This is a genomic window from Flavobacterium sp. (genome assembly GCF_043780635.1).
In the GTDB taxonomy this organism is placed as follows: domain Bacteria; phylum Bacteroidota; class Bacteroidia; order Flavobacteriales; family Flavobacteriaceae; genus Flavobacterium.
The window spans coordinates 1-23981 of the sequence record NZ_JAYWCK010000052.1 but is presented as its reverse complement, the minus strand read 5'-3'; the positions used below and the strand labels follow the sequence as shown (position 1 = coordinate 23981).

Here is a 23981-nt window from a genome sequence, read left to right as displayed (position 1 = left end):
CGTATTAATTCCATTCGGGTGACAACAGTAAAAACAATGTCAACAGGTTGGCTGATTTCATAACTGTCTTTCATAAAGCCCCTTTCGCCTTTATAGACAGTAATGCCACGCCCTAAACCTAATACCAGTTCTTCCTTAACCTTCTCACTTTGACCTGATATTATGGTGACACCGGTATATTGTTCGAGACCCTCAATTACAAAATCAATCGTCCGCGAAGCAGAATAATAAGTGAGTATGGAATAAAGTGCGACAGGCAAACCTAGTTTTAGGGCGGCAATTAAAAAGATAATAGTGTTGATTCCAAGTATAATCTCGCTAATCGTAAAACTGATGCGTTTTCCGGTATAAAGTGCTAATACTTCGATACCATCAAGCGCACATCCGCCTCTCATGGCCAATCCTAATCCCAATCCCAAAAATACGCCGCCAAAAATAGAAACAAGCAGTTTATCAGAGGTGATTTGAGGATACGGAATAAAATACAGGCAAAGTGCCAACCCTGTAATGGCAAGAAACGTTCGTATAGCAAATGTCTTATTAACAAGATAAGAGCCAAGGACTATAAAAGGAATATTGGCCAGCATAATGACGATTCCAATGTTCCAGTGGTACAATTCATGAACTAATAAGGAGATGCCGGTCACTCCGCCATCAAAAAATTGGTTGGGAATCAAGAACCCTTTCAATGAAAATCCGCAAAATAATATGCCTGCAATGGTGTAAATAGCATCAATAATACGTTGTTGAGTAATTTTCTCTATCATTTTAGTAATTGATTTTAGATTGTACTTTGGCTAGATTTTTTTCCTTTTGTAAATTATTATGTCTGATAGCAGTTGGGGTAAAATAATGATGTTTTTGCATAAAATCCACCTGAATCTGGTTCCATTCCTCCTTATTTTTAATGTAACCAAAGGCAAGCATTTCTTTACAAAGGTTCTCTCCAATACTAAAAAAATCAGTCCGTCCCAAATAATTCAGATCGGCATCACAAATGATTTCGTCTAAATGAGATTTTGGATTTTGTGGTATTTTTGTTGCCATAATAATGTTGCAAATATGGTCTATGTCTTCTTTTGTATAATGAAATTGAGGTAAATATTGCCTTGTCATTTCACAAGAGCGCTGTTCGTGATCTTTATTTTGAATAAGATACCCAGCATCGTGATAGATGGCAGCAACAAGAAGCAGTTTCAAATCTGAATCAGTAACTCCTTCTTCTTTTGCAATACTTGCAGCACAATGATATACATCAAGAGTATGATGAATAGTGTGATAAAACAGATTTTCCGATAATTCGGTTTTAAGTTTATTCAAAATAAGTTGGCATTCAGGAAGATGCTGCATAATAAGCTATAATGTTTTCAGGGCTAAGATATTAAAAGAATAATAGTAATGAATTTTTTTCAAGAATTATTTAGTATTGAATATTTGGATGTTGGGGTAATTTATAGACAAAATGAAATATTCATTCAGCATTATCTAAAGCATTAATTCTTATTTCAAAAATAAAAATCATGAAAGAACACAAGCTTGAATAGTGGCAATTCTTTAAAAAATAGCATAATTTATGGCATTGTCTCGCATAAAATAAACTTCATTTTTTAGGTTGAGACCCCATATAAAAGGTCAAGGTTCCTCCAGAACTTATTTCACTGTGATTGAGAAACAAAGTAGGTAAAGGTTGGCCGTTAAGCAATATTTTTTGAACATATACATTGCGCTCTTTTTGGTTCACCACATGTATTGTAAAACTGTTACCATTTTCTAAAGTGATTACGGCATGATTCACCAAAGGCGATCCTACAGCATAGTCAGTGGAACCGGGTGCAACCGGATAAAACCCTAAGGAAGAGAAAATATACCAGGCACTCATTTGTCCGCAATCATCGTTACCTCCTAGACCATCAGGCGTGGGTTTGTATTGCATTTGCATAATTTTCCGAACCTGATATTGTGTTTTCCATGCTTGATTGGTCCAATTGTATAGATAAGCAACGTGGTGTGCGGGCTCATTGCCGTGAACATAACCCCCAATGATTCCCTCACGGGTAATATCTTCTGTTTCAGCAAAAAAGGAATCCGGCAAATGCATGGTAAATAATGTATCTAAACGGGAGGAAAAAGCAGTTGCACCGCCCATTTTAGCAATCAGTTCAGCGGGTTTGTGTGGAACAAAAAAGCTGTAATTCCAGCTGTTTCCTTCAATAAATCCTTGACCATTTGTAGACAGCGCATCAAAGTTGGTTTTAAAACTGCCGTCTGCCTGTTTAGGTTGCATAAAACCTGTAGCAGGATTATAATTATTTTGCCAATTTTCAGATCTTTTGATAAAAACTTTGTAAACGTCCTGGCGATTCAGTTTTTGAGCTAATTGTGCAATACACCAGTCATCGTAGGCATATTCTAAAGTATTGGATACCGAAATGCCACTTTCTTCAGTAGGAATATAACCCAAATCCATGTAAGAACCAATGCCTTCATAGTGGCGGTGGTTCGCTGTGATTATGCAAGCATCAAGTGCTTCGTTTGGATCGCCATCATAAACTCCTTTTAGTATTGCATCTGCAATTACTGACACACTGTGATAACCGCTCATACACCAATTATCGTTCGAATAATGAGACCAGATAGGCAGCATGTGCAAAGCGCTCTGTTGGTAATGCGCCACCATCGATTTAATCATGTCGTTGTTGCGGGAAGGCTGGACAATATTGAATAAGGGATGCAAGGCTCGATAGGTATCCCATAGAGAAAACGTACTGTAATTGGTATAATCAGCAGCGACATGAATGTCCTGGTCAAGACCTTTGTATTGCCGGTTTACATCCATATAAACAGTAGGGTTGATAAAGGTATGATACATGGCCGTATAAAAATTGATCTTTGTGGCTTCCGAAGCTTCAATTACAATTTTATTCAGCTCGGTATTCCATAATTTCTGGGCATCACTTTTTACCTTTTCAAAATCCCAGTCTTTAATTTCCGTTTGCATATTTTCCACTGCATTGGCTTGGCTTACGGAGGAGAGGGCCAGTTTTATTTTAATTTTTTCGGCAGCTTCTGTTTTAAAATCAAAATGCATGCGAATCTTTTTTCCCGCTATTTCCGGAAAATTATCAGATTGGTCAAATTTTCTCCAAAAACCACGATAGGCTTGTGGACCATCATAATTTTTTTGTCCATAATGAATAAAGGGTTTTGAAAACGCCATGGCAAAGTATACTGTTCGGGTTCTAGCCCATCCATTGGTTTGGCGGTATCCTGTAATCAGTGTGTCATTGACCACTCGCACATAAGTCCAGACATTTTTTTCATCATAATTATAAATACCGGCCATTAAATCCAGAATGATGTGACTTTCATCCAATTTTGGAAAAGTATACTGATGTATTCCTACTCGACTAGTGGCAGTCATTTCAGCAATAATAGCATCGTCATCGAGGGCAACTTTATAATAACCGGCTTCTGCGATTTCATTCGAATGGGAGAATGCAGAACGATAGCCGTTTTTGGGATTGGATGCCGTTCCAGGATTCAACTGCAGTTTTCCTTGTGTGGGCATCACTAAAAAATCGCCAAGATCAGAATGTCCCGTCCCATTGAGATGGGTATGACTGAAGCCAACGATGGTTTTGTCTTCGTATTTATATCCTGCACAATAGTTGTAAACTGCCCCATTGTATTTCCCGTTCAGTTCATAAGAAATGGTATCAGTTTCCGGGCTCAATTGCACCGCTCCAAATGGCACCGTGGCACCAGGGTAAGTGTGTCCCATTTTTTCGGTACCAATAATGGGTTTTACATAGGGAATTAAATTTTGTTGGGCTTCAACACAATTAAAATGGAGTAGTAGTAGAACAAATAGAAAGTGTTTCATCGGTTTAAATATTTGATCGGTTTTTGAAAACGGAACAATAATAATAGGCTGTAGCTTTGGCTTGTTCGTCGAACCACAAGCGAGGAAAAATAGGAGGAATCATTTACATTAATTTTATTTTTTCTTAAACTGCTTTCCAAAAAAATCATCTTTATTCCAATCAGGTGCAAGGACTTCATTACAAACAAAATAACCAATTAAAAAATTGAGTTTAACATGCATAGTAGCGGCGTCAAAATCGAAAGGCTGATTCATATCGTCTTGCGGACTGTGATAAATAGTATTGCGCCATTCAACATCTGACTTTGCTCGATCCACCGGATCCTGTGGTACAGTCATAAAACCGCTTTTTATAAATAAAGCCGGAATTCCTTTTTTTATAAAACTATAATGGTCGCTTCGAATAAAAACAACCTGCTCTGGAAGAGGGTCGGGACTGATTTTTAACCCTAATATTTTGGCAGCTTTTTCGGTTTGTATTCCAAGGCTGGAATGATCTGCTCCGTAAGGTACAATATCACGAACCGGATGAAAAAAGAACGGCATATCAATGGCCAGATTGGCAACAATTTTTCCATTTTGAATGGGTGGATTATTTACAAAATAATCCGAACCGAGCAGACCTAATTCTTCACCTGTAACAACTGCAAAAATGACTGACCTTTTTGGTCTTTCAGGCAAAGTACGGTATGCTTTAGCAATTTCCAATAGAATAGCTGTACCTGAAGCATTATCATGAGCGCCATTATAAATGGAATCATTTAGTATTGGTACTCCAATGCCAAAGTGATCTAAATGTGCGGCATAAACCACATACTCATTTTTCAATACGGGATCGCTGCCTTCTAGAATACTTACTAAATTGGAGCTTTCAATTGGTTTTGTATTTGTTTTCACCTGAATACTGGCCGAGAGATTCAACGGAAAGGAAAGCGACTTGCCTTTTGCAGCCAACTCAACTATTTTTTGTACAGTTTCGGGAGCATTTACAAAAAGTTTTTCGACATATTCATTGTTAAAGAAGGCAACACTTTTTAGAGCTTCATAACTATTGGCTGGAACAGATTGACTTTTAAGCCATTTATGGGAACCCCCTTTAGACTTTTTGACCATAGCATCCCAAGTATTGGGTTTGTTATTAGGAAGGGTAAAAGTGATAACGCCAACTGCACCACGTTTGATAGCTTCTTTATATTTTGCATCAGGAGTTCCATAATAAGCTCTTTCGTTGTTAGACAATGTGTTAGGAGTGCCATTTAGATATACTACAATTTTACCCTTAACATCAATATTTTGATAATCATCATGATTAAAATCAGGAGCAGAAACACCAAAACCTACAAAGACCAACGGAGCGGTCACTCCTGAACTTGCTGAGGAAAAATAAGGACTCAATAAGAAGTGTTGGCCATAGATTAGCTTTTCTTCCTTGTTTCCATTTTTGATGACAAAGTAGCTTTCATTTTCATTTACAAGTCCTTTTTGCAACGGTACCTTCTGAATATAAGAAGAGCCATTACCAGGTTGTAAACCCAAACTTACAAATTGAGTTTCTATATATTTTGAGCCTATTGCAAAACCCCTCGTGCCTGGTTTTCTGCCTTCCAACAAGTCATCGGCAAGAAAAGTCATATGTCCTTTTATAGCATCCGGACTTACATTTTGTAAAATAGTTGTGATGGCATCCGGATTTTGGCTAAATACAGAATGGAATGGAAAACAATAAATAAGTAGAGATAATATCAGTACTTTTTTCATAAATAAAGTTTAAGGTGAATGGATTCGTTTGACTCGAAACTCGTTTATAAGTCTGATAAAATAATCCAAGTGCACCCAAATTAAAGGTAGATTTGAACTAATATCGTAATACTTAATTTCAAATATATTGAATTTTAGTAGTAAATTCATTTTTTTTCAGGAATGCGAATTTAAGATGATGCGATGAAAGTCTTTTCTGCCGTTTTTGTTTTGTTAGCGCACCTATTCCGACAAACAAAAAAGCCTAATCTTTAGACCAGGCTTATTATGAATGAACTTAAGCAAACACAGATTTATCCCTATTTCTTTAAGATTTGGTCTATGGCTTTGGCCAAGTCAAAATCTTTAGCGGTTATCCCGTCGGCATCATGAGTGTTAAGCGCAATAGTTACTTTGTTATAGACATTTTTCCAATTGGGATGATGACCTGACTTTTCAGCAACTAGGGCAACAGACGTCATAAACGAAAACGCTTCGATAAAGTTTTTAAAAAGAAGTTCCCGATGGATGAATTTCCCTTTTACAATCCAATCATTATCAATACTGCTCATTCGGACTTTAATTTCTGCTTCGTTTAGTGGAGTCATTATTATTTGTTTTTTGTTTATATTTCAATTTTGGCACCCATAATTTTTAAAAATTCCCTAATAAATTTTGGATGAGCAGGCCAAGCTGGTGCAGTGACTAAATTACCGTCTACATACGCTCCGTCTGCCGGAATCGATTGGAAAACTCCACCGGCTGAGGTAACTTCTGGACCAACAGCTGGATAAGCGGTTAACTTTCTTCCTTTGACAACATCTGCAGCAGTTAAAATTTGGATACCATGACAGATGGCGGCAACAGGTTTATTAGTGGTGAAAAAATATTGGACGATTTCAATTATTTTTTTGTTCATTCTCAAATATTCTGGTGCCCTTCCTCCAGCAATGACCAAGCCATCATAATCATTCACTTGGACAGAATCAAAGCTATAATTTAAAGTGAAATTATGCCCCGGTTTTTCAGTATAAGTTTGGCCACCTTCAAAGTCGTGTATGGCTGTTTTGATAGTATCCCCTTTTTTCTTGTCAGGACAAACGGCATGAACTTCATAACCCACCATTTCAAGCATTTGAAAGGGAACCATAGTTTCATAATCTTCAGTGAAGTCTCCGGTTAAGAATAATACTTTTTTCATTGTTATAAATTTAGAATTAAAAATCAATACTATTCTTTCAAAGAAGCCATATCAATCACAAAACGATACTTCACATCACTTTTGAGCATTCTTTCATACGCTTCGTTGATATCCTGCATTTTGATGATTTCAATTTCCGAAACAATATTGTGTTCGCCACAAAAGTCTAGCATTTCTTGAGTTTCGGCCAATCCTCCAATGAGAGAACCCGCTACCGATTTTCGTCCTAATATCATTGGAACTGTATTTAAAAAGGGTTCTAAACCTCCTAAATAGCCAACCAAAACCAAAGTTCCACTTATATTTAGAGTCGCTACATAAGGATTAACATCGTGTACATAAGGTACAGTATCAATAATCAAATCGAATTTTCCGCTTACCGATTTCATATGATTTTCATCAGTTGAAATAATTACAGCATCGGCTCCTAATGCTAAAGCATCTTTTTCTTTGCCAGGGCTTCTGGAAAATAGAGTCACTTCGGCTCCTAAACCTTTGGCTAATTTGATAGCCATATGGCCTAATCCACCTAAACCAACTACGGCAACTTTGCTCCCTTTCGTAACATTCCAATGACGAAGTGGGGACCAAGTGGTAATTCCGGCACAAAGCAAGGGTGCAACGGCAGCCAAATCTAAATTGGCAGGCACTTTCAATACAAAGTGTTCGTCTACAACAATTTTTTCAGAATAACCTCCAAAAGTGAAACCGCCTAAATGTTTGTCGGCACTACCATAAGTTCCGGTAAATCCGGTCAGGCAATATTGCTCCAAATCTTTTTTGCAACTCTCACAAGTTTGGCAGGAATCTACTAAACAGCCAACACCTGCTATATCACCAACCTTTAATTTGGTTACTTCGCTTCCCACTTTTGTTACTCTACCCACAATTTCGTGACCTGGTACCGAAGGATATACCGTAAATCCCCAATCATTTCTAGCAGTGTGCAAATCAGAATGGCAAACTCCACAATACAAAATCTCAATTTCGATGTCTTTTGCCGTCAGGTCTCTGCGATCGATGGTCATCTCTTTCAAAGGAGCATCAGCTGCTTTTGTGCCAAATGCTTTTACGTTTGTTGTTTTCATAGCTGTTATTAAATTTTATTTTAAAGGTAATACTTCATTCAAACATTGAATGGCATTCAAAGTCCGCGGATAACCTACAGAAGGCAATAATTGTGTTATCAAATTGATAAGCGTTTGCCTGTCATTTCCAACATTAGAATTGCCTTGTATATGTCCTTTGATTTGGCTTTCGGTTCCACCCAATGAAATAAGAAAAGAGAGTGTTATCATTTCTCTTGTTTTTAAATCCAAGCCATTTCGAGTAATATAATCACCAAAATAATTGGCAGACAAATACTCCTGAATGTGTAACAAATCTTCTGTAGAATTTTTATACATATTGTCAATGATATCGCCAAAAATTTCTTTTTGTTTGGCCAATCCTTTTTCCATTCTTGTTTCGGATGTAGTGGTCGATTGATTTGCTAAAGGTACGGAAATATTTCGTTCGCCAAATATTTCGTTAGTAGCATTAATAAAATCCATCACTTTTAAAATCCCTACGTGAGGAACGGATTGATACAAAACTTCTTTAATTTCAATAGGTGTAATTCCAATATTCAATACTGCACTAACATACATTTTGTATACACTTAATGCTTGACTAGTAATACTAGAAGCCATTATAAGCAGCACACGGGTTTTGGTATCCATAGTATCGTGGGTTATCAATATGGGCGAAGTACTTACTATTATGAGGATGGCACTCTTGTTTTTTTTAGTCGAGGACAAGTTTTAGAAATCAATAATGATGTTAATTACAAACCAACTGGCTTGTCACTACTTTTTCATCCGGACTTAATAAAAGGTACAGCACTTGGCAAACAAATGAACCAATTTTCTTTCTTTTCCTATGATTCGAATGAAGCCTTACATTTGTCTTTAAAAGAGCAACAAATTATAAAAGATTTATTTAGTAAGTTGGAATATGAACTAAGTCAATCCATCGATAAACATACTAAAAGCATTATAAACAATAATATTGAGTTGTTGTTGAATTACTGTGTTCGGTTTTATGACAGACAGTTTATTACCCGTGAAATAAGCAATACCGACATCCTGTCAAAATTTGAAAACCTGTTATATGAGTTTTTTCAATCGGAAACCACTAAGGATTTGGGATTGCCTTCAGTGAGCTATTTTGCAGATTTTTTGCATCTTTCTCCCAATTCATTACTTTGGGGATTTAATTAAAAAAGAGACCGGAAAATCGGCTCAGGAATACATCCAGTTAAAATTAATAGATGTTGCCAAAGAAAGAATTTTCGATACCCAAAAATCGGAAAGCCAAATAGCTTTTGAACTCGGTTTTAAATACCCTCAGCATTTTAACCGCATGTTTAAAAAAAACACAGGTTATGCGCCCAATGAATACAGAACTATAAATTATAGGTAAATTTGTAATGAATTTTAAATCATAGAGTTCTTAATCATAAGTACTGGTTTTATTGCTCACTAAGCTAGATCTAACAGGCTATTTTACGGTAATAATATATTTATCACCAAAATATAAAAGACTAAATCAATATGAATCCACACTATTTATGCGTAAATTAGCAATGGCTATTGCTGTAATTAAAAACTTAAAATTTAATATTATGAAAAATCTAGGTCTGTTTTGTTTGCTATTGGCTTGCATTGGACTCGAAAGCTGTAATAAAAATCAAAGCAAAAAAGACGTTGACGCTACCCCAGTCTCGGCTGAAAAGCCTGTAAGCGTTCAGTGCTATAATGCATTGTATGAAAACGACACGATTGAATTAAAAATCAATACTTTAAAAAACGGAACTATAACGGGGAATATGGAGATGAAAATTTTTAATAGAGCCAAAAAGATTGGGAAAATCGCGGGAGAATATCGTGGAGACACCTTGTTTGTTGCCTATACCTTCATCCAGGAAGCGAATAAGGAAATAACATACAAAAATCCAATGGCATTTTTAAAACGAGGAAACGATCTTATTTTAGGCAATGGAGAAATAGAAACCACAATGGGTGCCTCATATTTTGTTAAAGGCAAACCTATAGATTTTGATAAGGTGAAATATAAATTCACAACGGTGGATTGCGTCAATAAATAAGGAATAAATAGAATGAAATAATGATTTGTCTTTCAATAAGTTCAGGGCTAAGGATTATCCTAAACTATTGATGGCATCACTAATGTAGTAATAAAAGAATCCGAAGGCTGAAAACTTCGGATTCTGTTTTTTCAATGGTTACTATAGTTTGATGTTGACACTTGTAAATTTTTCAGGTTGGTCAAACTTATAACAATAATTTTCCGATTTAAAAGAGGGGCAAGCGCTCTTAGGTGTTGATTTAAAAATAAAGGTATAGAAATTTAGTGTTACTTATATAAAGAAGGCAAAGAAATCTATTAATGATGACTTGAAAACAAACCGACTCTGCTAATTGCAATCCTTCACAAATTTCCACCACTTTATTTACTAACTTTGCAATCTAATAAAGACTTGACACAAAAATGCAAAAAATAATTACGCTACTTTTTATCATCACTTTCTCGATAAATGTTTTTGCTCAAAATAATTTAAAAGCAATAATCAAAGACGAAAAGACAAACGAACCTTTAAGTGGGGTTGCTGTATTTTTAAAAGGAACCCAAAACGGTACGACTTCTGATGATAACGGTTTTGCTGAACTCAAAAATATTCCAAATGGTAAACAAACGATCCTCTTTAAATTACTTGGATATACAGAGAACGAAAACAATATTGTATTCCCTCAAAGTGATACCATCACAATAGTTTTGGAACCTTCATCAGAGGAATTAGAAGAAGTAAAAATAGTTTCTTCCACAAGAAGCAGCCGAAATATAAAAGACATTCCTACGCGAATTGAAGGTATTCCATTAGCCGACTTGGAAGAAAAATCTGTGATGCAACCAGGAAATATTAAAATGTTGGTTTCTGAAATTGTAGGTGTTCAAACACAACAAACGTCCCAGGTGTCGGGGAGTGCCAGTATACGCATACAAGGTTTGGACGGTAAATATACCCAACTTTTACAGGATGGATTTCCGTTGTATTCTGGTTTTGCTAGTGGTTTGAGTGTTTTGCAAATTCCTCCTTTGAATTTAAAAAGAGTGGAAGTAATCAAAGGTTCTACATCAACTTTGTACGGTGGTGGAGCAATTGCAGGTCTGATAAACCTGATTACAAAAGAGCCAACTGCTAAGAGAGAAATTTCATTCTTAGCAAACACAAACCAAACTAATGCTTTGGATTTAAGTGGTTTTTATTCTGAAAGATATAAAAAAACAGGATTTACAATTTACGCAGCAAATAATTTTCAAAAAGGGTACGACAGCAATAATGACGGTTTTTCAGATATTCCAAAGTACAACCGGTTTTCCATAATACCTAATTTTTTTTATTATCCAAACGACAAAACAACTTTTAGTTTTGGTATAAATGCAGGATTTGAAAAGCGGACAGGCGGGGACATGCAAGTAATAAACTACAATGCCGATGCTATTCACTCCTATTTTGAAACCAATAATACAAACCGATATGCAACTTTGGCAAAATTTGAAAAGATATTTTCCAATAAAAATATAGTAACAATTAAAAACAGCATTGGATATTTTAACAGGTCAATAGAGCGATCGGCATATCTTTTTGAAGGTCAGCAACAAGCCACTTTTAGCGAAGCCAATTACCTGATTCCAAAAGAAAAATCAGAATGGAATATAGGAGCAAATTTGGTTTCCGAAAATTTCAGACAAATCAATATCGTTGCTGATAAATTAGATTATTTTAGTGCGGCTTTTGGAGTATTTGCCCAAAACAATCTAAAGGTTTCCGAGAAATTTATTGTTGAAAGTGGTTTGCGTTTCGATATAACCAATAGAAAGGATCTTTTTGTATTGCCACGTTTGTCATTGTTGTATAAAATAACAGACCAGCTCACTTCAAGGATTGGCGGTGGTTTAGGCTATAAAACACCTACAATTTTCTCGGAAGAAGCCGAAGAAAAAGCCTTTCAAAATATTAATCCGCTTGACTTTACAAAAGTGAGTCCTGAAAAATCATATGGCTTAAATGCTGACCTTAATTATAAAACAATAATTTTTGGAGACATCAATTTTTCATTCAATCAATTGTTTTTTTACACCAGCATCAAAAATCCTTTAGTGCTAAATCCTGTCGCAGGAACAAGTAATTTTTCTTTTGAAAATGCGAATGGATATTTGGAAGCCAAAGGTTTTGAATCAACGATAAAACTTCGACTTGATGATATTTCATGCTTTTTTGGGTATACCTATACAGATGTAAACAGAAATTACAATAATGTTTCTACTGTCAATCCTTTAACAGCAAAACACCATTTCAACTTAGACGTTATGTACGAGTGGAATGAAAAATTGCGATTAGGCTATGAACTCTATTATATTGGAGAACAATTTTTAAGTACCAACGAAAAGGTTCGTGATTATTGGGTTACAGGTATTTCAGGGGAATATAAATTTAAACATTTTAGTTTGTTTTTAAACCTCGAAAACTTTTTAGACACCCGACAATCAAAATGGGAAAGTATGTATTCCGGAACAATTCAAAACCCTGAATTCAGAGAAATTTACACCCCGACAGAAGGCTTTATTTGTAATGGTGGTTTTAAAATATGGCTATAACTTGTACCAATAATTAGAATAGTTTTTGAATAATATAAAATAGTTACATCTCCCCATTCTATTACAATTCAGATTCTTCTATAGGAATCATTCAGTTTAGAAGTACTCGAAAAAATACAAACTCTAACCAAGTTTCTACTAAGCCATAAAAGTCAGGGATACAGCAATACTTCGTATTTACTCTTCCTTTAAAGTTAGATATGAAAATAAACTTAGCATCTTACAAATATTTTTCAATGATTGATTTAATAATTTCCGAAATAAGTTGATACCCTTTTTCATTTGGATGCACACTGTCTTTAGATAAATTATCTTCTTTAGTGTCAAAAAACACAGAATAAGTGTCAATAAATTCTAGTCCGTTTTCTTTAGCAAGATTTTTAAGCACTTCATTATATTCTTGGATAGCTTTTATTGTGCGAAATTTGCCTGTAGACGATATTACTCCGTCTATTTTTGATGAAATGGGTAAAATACTTATTAAGAATATTTTTTCTGTAGCTTCTTTAGCTTTTCGAATAACATTTTGCAAGTTCTTTTTGTATTGTTCCTTTGATACAATTTGAACATTGTCATTAATAGCTAAATCATTCACACCATAACTCAAGAATATTAAATTATCAAATGGTGATTTTCTTGCAGAAAATTCAACATCAAAACGTTTTATAAGTCCTTCGGTCGTTTCACCACCGATTCCCAAGTTAAAAATGCTAACTTCTTTTGAATTGTCATTGCAATATCTACTGTGGCAATATCTTTTTAAATTGTCTACCCAACCTCCTAATATTCCATCGTATTCACCGTATGTAATACTGTCTCCAAAAAATAAGCAATTTGTCATTTGTTCTGTTATGTATTTCTTTTGTTAATATCGATCTACAAATTACCCTTAACGGTTTGCAGATGTGAGTTATGGTGGCATTTTGCGCTGAAGTTCATTAAAGTACAATACTGAATTAAGTACAAATATTTAATAGAAGCACTTCAGTTGTCGTTTTATTGTAATTTCAAAAACTTGTCTCTATAATTTATTAATGATTTTCTTGAAACTGGATTGCCGTGACCAAGGTAAAACGTTTCTGTGTTTAATGAAAGTATCTGATTGATACTTTTTTTTACTTGTTCTAAATTGTCGTGAAAAGGGGGGTGTTTCATTCTTGAGTGAAATGCAATTCCCCCAAGAAATATTCCTGATGAAGCTAAATCCATTATTATTGCACTCCCATCTTCAAGAACAACAGATAAAGAGCCTGGGGTGTGCCCCGGTGTATGAATTACTTTTCCATTTATTCCATAAATTGATAAATCATATTCTTGGTTTCCACTTAATACTATGTCCGGAAAACAAGGCGAAGCAGTATCATTTACTATTTTTGGTTTAAGAACAATGTCCCAAAGTTTGTGGTTAGACTTTAAGGTTTCAAGCATACTTTTTCCTGTTTGTAATGCAACCTTATCCAAGTCGTGCATCAGAATGGGAATTTTCAAAATGTCTTTTAATTCTTTTGCGCTTCCAAAATGGTCAATATGCCCGTGTGTTATGATTATTAATCCAATATCATCTATATTGACACCATGCATTTTTAATTGTTTAATTATTTTGTTCTCGCTGTTGGGAACTCCTGTATCAACCAATACATGTTTTGTTTTTCCTTTTATCAGAAAACAATTTATCATTCCAAAAGGGAAAATGGATAACTGAATAATTTTTTTCATTTCTAATGATTTTTTGAATGCGGAATGCATTATAGATTTTGTTTTAAACTAGTATCTATTTTAATAAAATGAAGTTCTCCATCCATCATTCCCGGAACAATTAATTGGTCTTTGAGTATTATGAAATTGGCTGGGCCAGCAATAGTTTCAGGTAAGTTTATTTCGTTGATCCTATTGTTATAGAGTTGTATTGAAAATAGTCTTCCTTTTTCTTTCAATGCACCAAAACTGCTTACATAGAGTACGTCCTTGTAAATATATAGCCCGTAAAAAGATTCTTCAAAGCCAGTCAGTTTTATGAATGTATTGTCTTTTAAGTCTATATAGCCAACAACACCATTGGGAAGATTGGTGGTTCCAAAACCATTTACATAAATTCTATTAACTTTTTTGTTGCAAAATAATCCATTGATACCTGGGATTGTGGTGTTGATTTTAATTTCGGAATAAGATTTATCGTTGAGATTGACTTTGAAAAGTTTGCTTTTATCTGATGCAGATACATATAATATAGCAGTATCCCAAATGGCAATGTCGTTTAAAAACGAACTGTCTTTACTAAAATCAATTTCATATAATTTTGTACCTAGTTTTAAGTCAATTGCCACTAAACGGTCGATGTCATTGAGATATAAAATTCCATTATCAATAGCCAAACCTTTTGGAGCATTTAGTTTCTCTTTGACAAATGTCGAATCAAGGATTTGTCCCTTTTGGTTTAATTTAAATATTTTGCCATCTCCATCTTTGGCTGTAGGGTTTAATTCTTTACCAATGTCGGCAACATATATAAAATGGCCATCTGTTGCAACACTTTCTATATGATGGAATCCAGTGATGGTTTTTGTGTTTTGTGCATTCGAATTTACAGCTATAAATAAGCCAAATAGAAGGCTTAACTTGATTGTGTTTTTCATTTTTTTATTCTTTTATTGTTGTTTATATAAGTGTTTAATTGTCTTTAAGAGGCGATTTTAGTGTCTATCCCGCTTTTTAGCCAAATGAATTTGTCGTTTACATTTGAGTTTTTTATCTCATTTAATAATGAGGATACGGATTGTTTAAAATGCCACCAACCTTCATAATGTATAGGAATAACTGCGTTGGCTTGAAGTAATTGGGTTGTTTTTATGGCTTCTTCACCATTCATGGTTACTCTTAAATTCTTTTTTAGATATGGGAAAGCTCCTGCTCCGAGATGTAAAATGGCAACATCAACTTTTTTTCGTTTGGCGAGTTCATAAACTCCTTCAAAAAGCACGGTATCGCCAGAAATATAGAGGCACCCTTTTTCCTGATTGTCCCATTCGATGGTAAAACCAAGGACTTTACCCATCATTTTATCCAATCGTTTAATATTGGTATGCTGCGCCGGAATAGCCGTAATCTTTAATCCTGTGACTCTTTCATCCTTTATGGTGTATTCTTCCCAGTTTTCGAGTCCAATGGTATTAGTATCTTTAAGTCTATGAACCGCAGCGGTAGTGGATAATACCAGTGGAACAGTTTTGATGAAATCCCTTCCTGTTTTGTCCAGGTTGTCTTTGTGATGGTCGTGACTAAGTAAGACCAAATCCACTTTTCCAATTTCGGCGGGAGTAAGTGCTGCGTCAATGTATTTTTTGGAAAAGGCGAGGGGGCTTGTTACATATTGTGGCAACCAACCGTCTTTTTTGTTCAGGGTTGGATCGGTCAGGATTTTAAATCCGTTGATGTTAATCAATACACAAGCGGTGTCAATGTGGGTGATGCTAAAATTCATTTCAATTTTGTTTTATCAGTTATTTACTGATGCAAAGTTGAGAATGATTTATGGGCGAGAAATTGACTTTGGTCAAGAAATGCGTTTTCGGATTCGGCTTAAGGTTTCCGGAACTACGCCTATATAGGACGCAATGTATTTTTGAGGAATCAATTGTATCAGTTTGGATTGCTCCGTAAAAAGGGCTTCGTATCGCTCTTGAGGGGTTTTGAGCAATAAATCCATTTCTCTTTTTACTTTTTTGGAGAGTAGATATTCGGTGGCAATTTGTCCAAGTTTTTTGGAGGTTTCACATATAGCATAAAGTGCATTCAGGTTTTCGTGTGAGATCGAATACAATATGCACGGTGTAATGGCTTGAATATAAACGCCCGTTTTTTTTCTGGTATAAAAAGAGTCATAAGCACAATAAAAGGAGTTTTGAAAAGCAAAATCAAAGGTGATTTCCTTGTCACTGTGTACCGCATAATAGCGAACAATTCCTTTGTCGATAAAGGACATATAATTTTCTTGTTGGCCTTCAAAAAGAATAATTTCATTGGCATCAAATGTCCTTGTTTTAATTTGTTTTAAAAAAATAGTTAGGCTTTCTTCTGAAAAGCCCATTTTTTTAAAATAATTAATCATTGATTGAATGGCAGTAGCGTGTAATAAATTTTATTCAAATTTACGTTTTATATGTGTTTGCAAAGTTATTTTTTTTAATTCTAGAACCTTATATTTTTTTTAGCACTTTTTAGTACTTTGGATTATGGATTTTAATGGGGAAACCAATCGGGTAATTAGAATTTTAGGGGTAATTCGTGCTATAATATTAGATATTTTTGCAATTGCTTTAGGTGCATTTTTGGCTATGGGATATCCACTTAATTAATGATATAAATAACTTTTTTGGTTTTAAATTTAAAACTTAAAATTTACAACTAATAAAAATATGATTTTACGGTTTTCCGTAAAAGGAGGTTTTAAAGTAAAAATTTTATGAATTGATATACCACAAAGATTAAAATAATTTATCACCGTTTATGTTATTGTTATTCTACTATTTGAAGTACAACATTACCGGTCTTTTGTCCAGATTCAACGTATTTATATGCCTCTACTATTTGTTCTATCTGATATTTCCGGTCAATTAAAGGTTTGAATTCACCTTTTTCAACAAGATCTTTTAAAAATAGAACGTCCTGTTTCGTTATTGATGGAATTGGAAATAAAAGTTTTTTGCCGCCAAAAAATGGTGTGATAAGTGCATAAAGTATATTCTCTCCATTTTTTCCTAATTCTGTTGAAATATAAATTCCTTTTTCAGTTAACATAGGCTTGCATTGTCCAAATGAGCTTTTACCTACTGCGTCAAAAATGAATTGAAATTTATTTTCTGTCTTTGTGAAATCCTGTGTTTGGTAGTCAATAACTACATCTGCACCAAGAGATTTTACCAACTCAACATTTTTTGTATTGCAGACAGCAGTTATATTTGCCTCAAAATGTTTTAATAATTGCACAGCCGCAGAACCAATAGCTCCGGTTGCACCATAAACTAAGACATTTTGTCCAGGTTCAACCTTCGCTGCTCTAATATTCACTAAAGCATAATGTGATCCTTCTGTAAGAGCTGCTGCTTCCTCAAAGCTAATGTTTTCAGGTATATTTGTAACGGCATCCGTTTCTGCAATTGTTAAATACTCTCCATGACCGCCGAAGGATTTGTCATTAAATCCAAAAACCTTATCTCCATTCTTGAATAATGTAACACTCGTGCCAATTTCTTCGATTACACCTGCAAACTCACAACCTAATATTTGATATTTTGGGCGAAAAAGACCACTCCAAAATCGTGAAATAAAATATTCAGCACTACGAAAACCTGAATCAGTTCGGTTTACGCTTGATGTATAAACCTTAACCAATACTTCTTTGTCTTTTGGTTTAGGTTTAGGAACCTCCATTAATTTAGCTACTTCTGGGGGGCCATATTTTGTATATACAATTGCTTTCATTTCAAAAATATTTTATTGATTTAATATTTGATTTCAATTGTGGTGGTTTACACTAAAAAGAATCAAACTATAAAAGTTAATTCAAGTCTACAAGTATTTATGTTATTAAGAGATTATTTCGACCAATAAGGTTTTATGACTTTATTTTGTTTGTGATTTAACTTCATTAATATAACTGTAGTTATCACGCAAAACACAATAACCTGAATCGATGCTTCAGGACCAAAATCGCCACCGGTTAGTAATACAGACCCTTCTATTTTAGTTGTAAAAAGGCTTTTTCCTATAATACTTCCCGATGTGGCTGCTCCAAATATATTAGATTGCGTAAAATTCCAAGCAAAGTGCATTGCTATCGGAAACCATAAATTTCTTGTATAAATATAGGCAGCTCCGAATAAAAGACCTGCTTCAATAGCAATAGATAAGGCACTTGTAATTGAACTATTTGGATTAAAGAGATGAGCAAATCCAAAAAGCAAACCCGATATTACCATTGCAATGTAACTTCCCAATTTCTCTTCGGTAATCCGAAAAATTATGCCCCTGAATACTATTTCTTCAAAAACTGCAACGGCAGTAAAACCAATCAAAGAAGGTATAAGAGGAATGAAGCTGTTAACTGAAATTATGGAAAATCCACCATAAAGATAAATTACAAAAATAGTAAGCGACTGTAAACCTACTCCTAATGCAATTCCTAAACTTAAATTTTTTGCTAAATTTTTGCTTGATAATTCTGTAATACTTCTTTTTTCATAATATTGGTAAAGAGTGGTGTAGCTAAACAGCACAATAAATATGGATAACGTATTCGACAAAAGAGTTATAGTCGTTTTCTCAAGATTGAATAAACCAAGTAGTTTTTCAATTCCTAATTTTAGGATTACTAGTGTTCCAATACAAACTATTAATCCAATAATTATCTTTGTTAAAGGAAAATAAAGAATCTTTTGTCCTACAGTTTTTGTTTCCATTTATTTTATTTTGTTAGGGTTATTTGAATGTTATTTTGCATATCGTCATAAGGCTTTAAGTTGGTGGGGATTTTTATTACTTTATTTTAGGTCTTCTCAGAAGTTAAATATACAAAAATAACATTCAGTTAGGCATTAAGTCCACCTTGCTAAAAACTGCTGTTAGCTTATGCCCTTTATTTACTTACAGTCAGATGGTCTTCAATGTCAGTTTCTTTTAATCTAATTTTTAATGGTACAATAATTAAAACTGTTTTTTATTTATTTTCAGTTTTCGTTTCAATTGCTTTATTATTTCTACTCCATTCACTCCAGGAACCAACATAAAGTTTCGGAATTTCCAATTCAGCATAGGCGATTGCTAAAAGTGAATGACAAGCCGTAACGCCCGAACCACAATGAACAATTATATTTTTCGCTTCAACGTTTCCAAATAGCTGTTCATATTTTTGTTTTAGAAAGTTCGGAGATAAAAACAACCCGTTTTCGTCTAAATTTTCCGTGAAAGGAACATTTATAGCTCCTGGAATATGTCCTGCAATTAAGTCGATAGGTTCAGTTTCGCCATTATAACGAGCTACATCACGAACATCTATTACAATATGATTTTCGGTTTCTGAAACTTTTTCAACTTCTTCAATTTCGGCAATTTGTAATTTCCAATTATCAACTTTATATAATTCAGTTTTGTTAATAATTTCTGTTTTTGAACTTAATGGAAAGTTATTCTTTTCGGCTTCTTGAATTCCACCATTAAGAACTTGGACTTTTTCGTGACCAATAGACTTCAACATCCACCACAATCTTGCCGATGCATTTGAACCATTTTTGTCGTCATAAATTATTATATGACTTTTTGGAGAAATTCCAAGATTTGATAATGTTTTTGCGAAATTTTCAATTTTTGGTAATGGATGCCTTCCACCAATGGACAAATCATCTTTAATTTCAGCAAGTTGCGTGTTTAAATCTATAAATAGTGCTCCTTCTAAATGTTTTGCTTCATAATTTGATTTTGCATTTTTTCCATTACTAACATCTGCAATAATTAAATTTTCAGATTTATATAATTTCAGCAATTCTTGAGCCTGAATAATTGGAGAAATATTGATGTTCATTTTTAATTTTCATTTTGGTTCGTGTAAAATGCCGTCCACCTAACTCCTTTAGTTTGCTAAGTTGTGAAAAGGATTGTTTTCGACTAAACGAAAATAGGAATTAATAACGGTAATTCCACAAAATTTTCGAATGGATTGAGACGAGTGTCTACGTTAATTTTTATTTATTCCTTTTTTAATTTGAATGAAAACTAAATAGAACAAACCCTATAGTGTTCACATTTGTTTAAATTCAGCTTGTTAAGATTAAATTCTAAATCAATTCAACTCTATTGTATCAATCAATAATTTAAACTTTTCTGGTTTTTTATTCCCAATTAAAAAAACGAGTTCTTCAATATAATCTTGTGAAAAATTGGGTAAATCCAGTTTTCTTCCCCTAAATGAAGGATACATATCCTTCAGTTTAATTTCGATTTCTTGCCATTCACCCGAACTTGCGAAAGGAACGATGTAGGAATAAGAATTGCTAGAATCATCTTTTACTCTTAATTGAAAATTTTTACCATCTCCTTTTAGTTTAATGATTATGCTACTGTCTTTATTTACTTTTAATTTCTTGAATCGGTAGTGTACAGAAGAGAATCCACCATTATTTTCCAAAGAGATTTGGCCTTCAAATAATCCAAAACCATCAGGACTTAGTTTAAAGCTACTTAATGAATTTCCTCCCATGACAATATCGTCAACAATTTTCCAGCCTTGTATATTAGAATCTTTGTTAAAATCGAAAATTAGTTCTTTATTCATTGCGGTTATCAAAATAAGAATACCTATCAGGTACTTCATAATCTATGTTTATAATTATTTAAAACGTTCCGGTACTAAAGCGGGTTGGGGGCTAATTTAAGCCCTTTTTTCGAATTTGCCACCAGAGCGATAGCGAATAGACGAAGTAAATCTTCCGAAATACAAAACCAACCTTAACCCGACTTGTAGCAGGCCATAGGCGGCAGAGACTCCGCAACCCTGGCGCTACGCATCGACCAGAATCGGTTCTGCGGCCAGTACGAAATGCGCTACGAAAAAAAATGGGTAAGCATAAGGAGTAAATTAAAAAGCCCTTTAAACATTTATGTTTAAAGGGCTTTAAGGTTTTAGGTTCCTTTTAAACGTGCTTTCTGCTGAAAAAAACAAACAAAGAGTACTTTCCTGGCAAAGATTCCGTAAAAACAGAAAACTATTTATTTTTTTTCAGTGGATTGAGGTACTGGAACGGTCAGTTTCATTCCGCATTTGGAACATTTATCATTTAAATTTCCATGTATTTCGGGATGCATCGGACAAGAATAAGTATTGGAATTCTCGTGCATCATTTTTGTGTTGTCTTTCATCATTGTAGAGTCATTATTCATCATTGTGGAGTCATTGTGCATCATCGTGGAATCGTTATCCATCATGTGCGAGTTGTTTATTGTTGCTTCTTTATTTTTTTGGTTGCAAGAAACCAATAAGAATAGCACTAGCAGGACAGAAAAGAGTCTATGTTTCATATTTTCAAATTTAGTTTATTACATTTTACAGGCATCTGCACATTTTTTGCAGGCATCCGCACATTTTTTACAACATTCCATATCGTGTTTATTGCATTCCTGGGCACATGCTTCACAACATTTTACACATAAAGCACAAAGTGCATCAGCAAATTTTGAGCCTCTGGCACATAAACGGGCGCAAAGTGCACATATATCGGCACAATCACGGCAAAGTTTAATACATTCCTCGTGCCCCTCCATCGTTAAACAATCGGTGGCACATTTTTCGCATTCTACCATACAGGCAAGACACGCTTCGATACATACGTTAACATTTTTCATTGGATTACTTTATTAATTCCATAAAAATTTATGGTTCAATAAAATTAAGGCAAACTTCCGTTTTGATAGTTACAGTATTGTTTCTTTAATTTGTAAAATTCCCACTAAAATTATATCCCGAAAACGCTAAATAGTCTAAGATATAGGTTTTTAATATGCCCTTTGAAAACCTTTAAATGAATAGAAAATCAGATAAACAAACAGTACAAAGCAAATGATATTCAAGAAAGGATTCCCTAGTTTCAAAAGGGTTCCCAAAGACAGGAGCACACTATTTTTAAAATTGTAAACTGCCCGGAATTGTACCCCATTAAAAGGAGAAACTAGGAATAATTTGGATAGGAGTAAAGTAAAAAACCTCTAAATCATGCGATTAAAGGGTTTTATTGGGGTTTGTGAAAAAATCAGCGGAGTTTTTTAAACTCTCGAACTCTTTGATTTTTATCAATCTTTTCAGGACTTCTAGGGTATTAATTTCCACAGCGTAACCAATAAAGTAACTATACGGTTATGTGTTTAAATCGCCAGTATTTAGCGAACTAAATTAAAAATCCTGTTTAACTTTTAAAAACCGAATTTAAAACTCCAGCTAAACGGATTCCAGCTTTGAGGATTTGGTTTTCAATGATGGGTACACTAGCATCTACATATTCGTCATTGATTTTACTTCCACCAGTGCTGTAAATTTGAGGTAAATAGGCTCTAGAATCGGTTGCCCACTGAACTACATTGATATCCTGAAGTGCCCTGATTTCATTTTTGGAATATTTGTTTGCACTAAGGCAGTCCGTAAGACTAATGTTTTTGGATTCAATGATACCGAAATCCCATAAGGCGTGTAGGTTGGTGCCTTTAAAATTGTAGTTGATTTGAATGGTATTACCCCCTTTGTCATCTCCATAACCTACGTGCAAGGGTTGGTGCATGTCTCCCATTAGATGAAACAAGATTTTGATTTTGGTGTTGATTTCTTCTTTGGACAGGTTCTTTTTGTTTTGCAATGCTTTGATGGTGATATCCAATTGGTAAATGATATTGGCACCCTCTTTTTCTTCAACAGTAACTCCATTGTCAAAATTGACATAATGATAAGCTCCCATATAATCATAGGAATGATCTTTTTTTATATCGTCCATCCAGTTCGCAGCATCTTCAATGGTCATTCCGTCGAGGTATTTCAGGACTTCTTTTTTGGTATTTTTATCCATATAATTAAACGCTACTTCGGCCACTAATGCGTGTCCTTGTTTGCCCCAGGCAAATGTTTTGGAAGGCAAAATTAGTAGGCTCAGTAAAAAGGCCAAAGTAATTAAGGCTTTGTTCATTGGGTTAATTTTTTGGCAAATATAGGTGGGGTAGTAGCTTTGGAGCGTTAATTAAATATTAATTATTTTGGGAAATTAAATAGCAAGTTTTTCTGGCGTCATTTTCCACTGGCGGTCAAGGGGATAAACCGTGTTGTAAACGCTTCGAATTGAATTCTAATTCAGTATAAGTTCGTCAAAGACGATCACCATAGGGGGGCACATTACTATCATTGCCGAAATATTTTTATGGACAAACTCGTAATAATTTTTGAATTATAATAGATTATTTTTTTTTGCCAGTAAATAAATAATTTTAGCAAATTCGTCATCATTTAGACGATCTCCATCAATTACTCCTATTTGATCAGAGGAATTTATTTCTCTTCCTTTGTAAATATTTTTTTTTGATACCGTTAATATTTGTTCTGATGAAGTTGCATGTTGCCCTTTGAAAATTTTTGTGTTATCTACAATGAGAATGCCTTCAGGATATATATTTTTTAATTCATCTGAAGAAATTGAATATTTTCCATTGTATATTTTTCCTTTTTCTACTAAAAAGATTTGGTCTGTAGAAATGGATTCCTTTCCTGAATAAATTTTTGTTGCCACTTTATAAGTTTTTTTAATAAGTTTTCAATTATTTTAACCCGTTGGGTGTAATTAAATTATTTGATTTTTGATATTGTTTATTGGTCTGTCAAAGATAAATTTATTGACATATTGAACTAAAGTTAATGCC

25 protein-coding genes are annotated in these 23981 nt (G+C 34.2%); 4 read left to right on the top strand and 21 right to left on the bottom strand.

Annotated elements, in window-relative coordinates:
- The 8 genes from ACH2BV_RS05160 to ACH2BV_RS05125 form a co-directional block, all read right to left on the bottom strand.
- The coding region (locus tag ACH2BV_RS05160; RefSeq protein WP_395049657.1) for a YitT family protein at positions 1-767 on the bottom strand (767 nt) is incomplete at its 3' end.
- Between the two features lies 1 nt (position 768).
- Positions 769-1320 (bottom strand): HD domain-containing protein, encoded by a 552-nt coding sequence (locus tag ACH2BV_RS05155; RefSeq protein WP_395049656.1) that lies wholly within the window; start codon positions 1318-1320, stop codon positions 769-771.
- 280 nt (positions 1321-1600) lie between these two features.
- On the bottom strand, positions 1601-3883 hold the full coding sequence (locus tag ACH2BV_RS05150; RefSeq protein WP_395049655.1) for a GH92 family glycosyl hydrolase: 2283 nt from the start codon (positions 3881-3883) through the stop codon (positions 1601-1603).
- A gap of 114 nt (positions 3884-3997) precedes the next feature.
- Positions 3998-5641 (bottom strand): M28 family metallopeptidase, encoded by a 1644-nt coding sequence (locus ACH2BV_RS05145; protein ID WP_395049654.1) that lies wholly within the window; start codon positions 5639-5641, stop codon positions 3998-4000.
- 299 nt (positions 5642-5940) lie between these two features.
- Entirely contained in the window at positions 5941-6228 is a 288-nt protein-coding gene (locus tag ACH2BV_RS05140; protein WP_395049653.1) for a 4a-hydroxytetrahydrobiopterin dehydratase, read from the bottom strand.
- A gap of 17 nt (positions 6229-6245) precedes the next feature.
- The gene (locus ACH2BV_RS05135; protein ID WP_395049652.1) at positions 6246-6821 is read right to left on the bottom strand and encodes a DJ-1/PfpI family protein; all 576 of its coding nucleotides are present in this window, start codon (positions 6819-6821) and stop codon (positions 6246-6248) included.
- Between the two features lie 29 nt (positions 6822-6850).
- Positions 6851-7909 carry an NAD(P)-dependent alcohol dehydrogenase gene (locus tag ACH2BV_RS05130; RefSeq protein WP_395049651.1) on the bottom strand — a complete coding sequence of 353 codons (1059 nt, stop codon included), beginning with the start codon at positions 7907-7909 and terminating at the stop codon, positions 6851-6853.
- Positions 7910-7924: 15 nt separating this feature from the next.
- Positions 7925-8512, bottom strand: coding sequence for a carboxymuconolactone decarboxylase family protein (locus ACH2BV_RS05125; protein WP_395049650.1), 588 nt, complete (start codon positions 8510-8512; stop codon positions 7925-7927).
- On the opposite strand from ACH2BV_RS05125, the gene ACH2BV_RS05120 reads away from it, so the two are divergent.
- From ACH2BV_RS05120 to ACH2BV_RS05105, 4 genes are all read left to right on the top strand, one after another.
- Positions 8489-9082, top strand: coding sequence for a hypothetical protein (locus ACH2BV_RS05120; protein ID WP_395049649.1), 594 nt, complete (start codon positions 8489-8491; stop codon positions 9080-9082). The two genes, ACH2BV_RS05125 and ACH2BV_RS05120, sit on opposite strands and share 24 nt — an antisense overlap.
- Positions 9030-9284 (top strand): helix-turn-helix domain-containing protein, encoded by a 255-nt coding sequence (locus ACH2BV_RS05115; RefSeq protein ID WP_395049648.1) that lies wholly within the window; start codon positions 9030-9032, stop codon positions 9282-9284. Before ACH2BV_RS05120 ends, ACH2BV_RS05115 begins: the two co-directional genes overlap by 53 nt.
- A 202-nt stretch (positions 9285-9486) precedes the next feature.
- Complete coding sequence (locus tag ACH2BV_RS05110; RefSeq protein WP_395049647.1) at positions 9487-9969, top strand: hypothetical protein; 483 nt, start codon at positions 9487-9489, stop codon at positions 9967-9969.
- 404 nt (positions 9970-10373) lie between these two features.
- On the top strand, positions 10374-12542 hold the full coding sequence (locus tag ACH2BV_RS05105; RefSeq protein WP_395049646.1) for a TonB-dependent receptor domain-containing protein: 2169 nt from the start codon (positions 10374-10376) through the stop codon (positions 12540-12542).
- Positions 12543-12762: 220 nt separating this feature from the next.
- Here the strand turns inward: ACH2BV_RS05105 and ACH2BV_RS05100 are convergent, their stop codons facing one another.
- From ACH2BV_RS05100 to ACH2BV_RS05040, 13 genes are all read right to left on the bottom strand, one after another.
- Positions 12763-13383, bottom strand: a complete 621-nt coding sequence (locus ACH2BV_RS05100) for an SGNH/GDSL hydrolase family protein (RefSeq protein ID WP_395049645.1) — start codon at positions 13381-13383, stop codon at positions 12763-12765.
- 155 nt (positions 13384-13538) lie between these two features.
- Positions 13539-14258: an MBL fold metallo-hydrolase gene (locus tag ACH2BV_RS05095; RefSeq protein ID WP_395049644.1), complete on the bottom strand. Its 720-nt coding sequence runs from the start codon at positions 14256-14258 to the stop codon at positions 13539-13541.
- A 29-nt stretch (positions 14259-14287) separates the two neighbouring features.
- Positions 14288-15175, bottom strand: a complete 888-nt coding sequence (locus ACH2BV_RS05090; RefSeq protein WP_395049643.1) for a hypothetical protein — start codon at positions 15173-15175, stop codon at positions 14288-14290.
- A 44-nt stretch (positions 15176-15219) separates the two neighbouring features.
- Positions 15220-16020 (bottom strand): MBL fold metallo-hydrolase, encoded by an 801-nt coding sequence (locus ACH2BV_RS05085; protein ID WP_395049642.1) that lies wholly within the window; start codon positions 16018-16020, stop codon positions 15220-15222.
- Between the two features lie 72 nt (positions 16021-16092).
- Complete coding sequence (locus ACH2BV_RS05080) at positions 16093-16626, bottom strand: Crp/Fnr family transcriptional regulator (RefSeq protein WP_395049641.1); 534 nt, start codon at positions 16624-16626, stop codon at positions 16093-16095.
- Positions 16627-17054: 428 nt separating this feature from the next.
- Entirely contained in the window at positions 17055-18020 is a 966-nt protein-coding gene (locus tag ACH2BV_RS05075; protein WP_395049640.1) for an NAD(P)-dependent alcohol dehydrogenase, read from the bottom strand.
- A gap of 113 nt (positions 18021-18133) precedes the next feature.
- Positions 18134-18997 (bottom strand): CPBP family intramembrane glutamic endopeptidase, encoded by an 864-nt coding sequence (locus ACH2BV_RS05070; RefSeq protein WP_395049639.1) that lies wholly within the window; start codon positions 18995-18997, stop codon positions 18134-18136.
- A 257-nt stretch (positions 18998-19254) separates the two neighbouring features.
- Positions 19255-20115: a sulfurtransferase gene (locus ACH2BV_RS05065; RefSeq protein ID WP_395049638.1), complete on the bottom strand. Its 861-nt coding sequence runs from the start codon at positions 20113-20115 to the stop codon at positions 19255-19257.
- A gap of 258 nt (positions 20116-20373) precedes the next feature.
- Positions 20374-20904 carry a CIA30 family protein gene (locus ACH2BV_RS05060; protein WP_395049637.1) on the bottom strand — a complete coding sequence of 177 codons (531 nt, stop codon included), beginning with the start codon at positions 20902-20904 and terminating at the stop codon, positions 20374-20376.
- 395 nt (positions 20905-21299) lie between these two features.
- The gene (locus tag ACH2BV_RS05055; RefSeq protein ID WP_395049636.1) at positions 21300-21608 is read right to left on the bottom strand and encodes a heavy metal-binding domain-containing protein; all 309 of its coding nucleotides are present in this window, start codon (positions 21606-21608) and stop codon (positions 21300-21302) included.
- Positions 21609-21626: 18 nt separating this feature from the next.
- The gene (locus ACH2BV_RS05050) at positions 21627-21932 is read right to left on the bottom strand and encodes a four-helix bundle copper-binding protein (protein ID WP_395049635.1); all 306 of its coding nucleotides are present in this window, start codon (positions 21930-21932) and stop codon (positions 21627-21629) included.
- Between the two features lie 557 nt (positions 21933-22489).
- Positions 22490-23257 (bottom strand): S1/P1 nuclease, encoded by a 768-nt coding sequence (locus ACH2BV_RS05045; RefSeq protein ID WP_395049634.1) that lies wholly within the window; start codon positions 23255-23257, stop codon positions 22490-22492.
- A 255-nt stretch (positions 23258-23512) separates the two neighbouring features.
- The gene (locus tag ACH2BV_RS05040; protein WP_395049633.1) at positions 23513-23851 is read right to left on the bottom strand and encodes a hypothetical protein; all 339 of its coding nucleotides are present in this window, start codon (positions 23849-23851) and stop codon (positions 23513-23515) included.
- Between the last annotated feature and the right edge of the window lie 130 nt (positions 23852-23981).

Bases quoted from the DNA above. Each gene is read 5' to 3' on its own strand.
- ACH2BV_RS05140 (WP_395049653.1), bottom strand. From the start codon at position 6,228: ATGACTCCACTAAACGAAGCAGAAATTAAAGTCCGAATGAGCAGTATT.
- ACH2BV_RS05105 (WP_395049646.1), top strand. From the start codon at position 10,374: ATGCAAAAAATAATTACGCTACTTTTTATCATCACTTTCTCGATAAAT.
- ACH2BV_RS05110 (WP_395049647.1), top strand. From the start codon at position 9,487: ATGAAAAATCTAGGTCTGTTTTGTTTGCTATTGGCTTGCATTGGACTC.
- ACH2BV_RS05045 (WP_395049634.1), bottom strand. From the start codon at position 23,257: ATGAACAAAGCCTTAATTACTTTGGCCTTTTTACTGAGCCTACTAATT.
- ACH2BV_RS05080 (WP_395049641.1), bottom strand. From the start codon at position 16,626: ATGGGCTTTTCAGAAGAAAGCCTAACTATTTTTTTAAAACAAATTAAA.
- ACH2BV_RS05150 (WP_395049655.1), bottom strand. From the start codon at position 3,883: ATGAAACACTTTCTATTTGTTCTACTACTACTCCATTTTAATTGTGTT.
- ACH2BV_RS05130 (WP_395049651.1), bottom strand. From the start codon at position 7,909: ATGAAAACAACAAACGTAAAAGCATTTGGCACAAAAGCAGCTGATGCT.
- ACH2BV_RS05125 (WP_395049650.1), bottom strand. From the start codon at position 8,512: ATGGCTTCTAGTATTACTAGTCAAGCATTAAGTGTATACAAAATGTAT.
- ACH2BV_RS05070 (WP_395049639.1), bottom strand. From the start codon at position 18,997: ATGGAAACAAAAACTGTAGGACAAAAGATTCTTTATTTTCCTTTAACA.
- ACH2BV_RS05075 (WP_395049640.1), bottom strand. From the start codon at position 18,020: ATGAAAGCAATTGTATATACAAAATATGGCCCCCCAGAAGTAGCTAAA.
- ACH2BV_RS05135 (WP_395049652.1), bottom strand. From the start codon at position 6,821: ATGAAAAAAGTATTATTCTTAACCGGAGACTTCACTGAAGATTATGAA.
- ACH2BV_RS05050 (WP_395049635.1), bottom strand. From the start codon at position 21,932: ATGAAAAATGTTAACGTATGTATCGAAGCGTGTCTTGCCTGTATGGTA.
- ACH2BV_RS05060 (WP_395049637.1), bottom strand. From the start codon at position 20,904: ATGAAGTACCTGATAGGTATTCTTATTTTGATAACCGCAATGAATAAA.
- ACH2BV_RS05065 (WP_395049638.1), bottom strand. From the start codon at position 20,115: ATGAACATCAATATTTCTCCAATTATTCAGGCTCAAGAATTGCTGAAA.
- ACH2BV_RS05100 (WP_395049645.1), bottom strand. From the start codon at position 13,383: ATGACAAATTGCTTATTTTTTGGAGACAGTATTACATACGGTGAATAC.
- ACH2BV_RS05085 (WP_395049642.1), bottom strand. From the start codon at position 16,020: ATGAATTTTAGCATCACCCACATTGACACCGCTTGTGTATTGATTAAC.
- ACH2BV_RS05090 (WP_395049643.1), bottom strand. From the start codon at position 15,175: ATGAAAAACACAATCAAGTTAAGCCTTCTATTTGGCTTATTTATAGCT.
- ACH2BV_RS05055 (WP_395049636.1), bottom strand. From the start codon at position 21,608: ATGAAACATAGACTCTTTTCTGTCCTGCTAGTGCTATTCTTATTGGTT.
- ACH2BV_RS05145 (WP_395049654.1), bottom strand. From the start codon at position 5,641: ATGAAAAAAGTACTGATATTATCTCTACTTATTTATTGTTTTCCATTC.
- ACH2BV_RS05095 (WP_395049644.1), bottom strand. From the start codon at position 14,258: ATGAAAAAAATTATTCAGTTATCCATTTTCCCTTTTGGAATGATAAAT.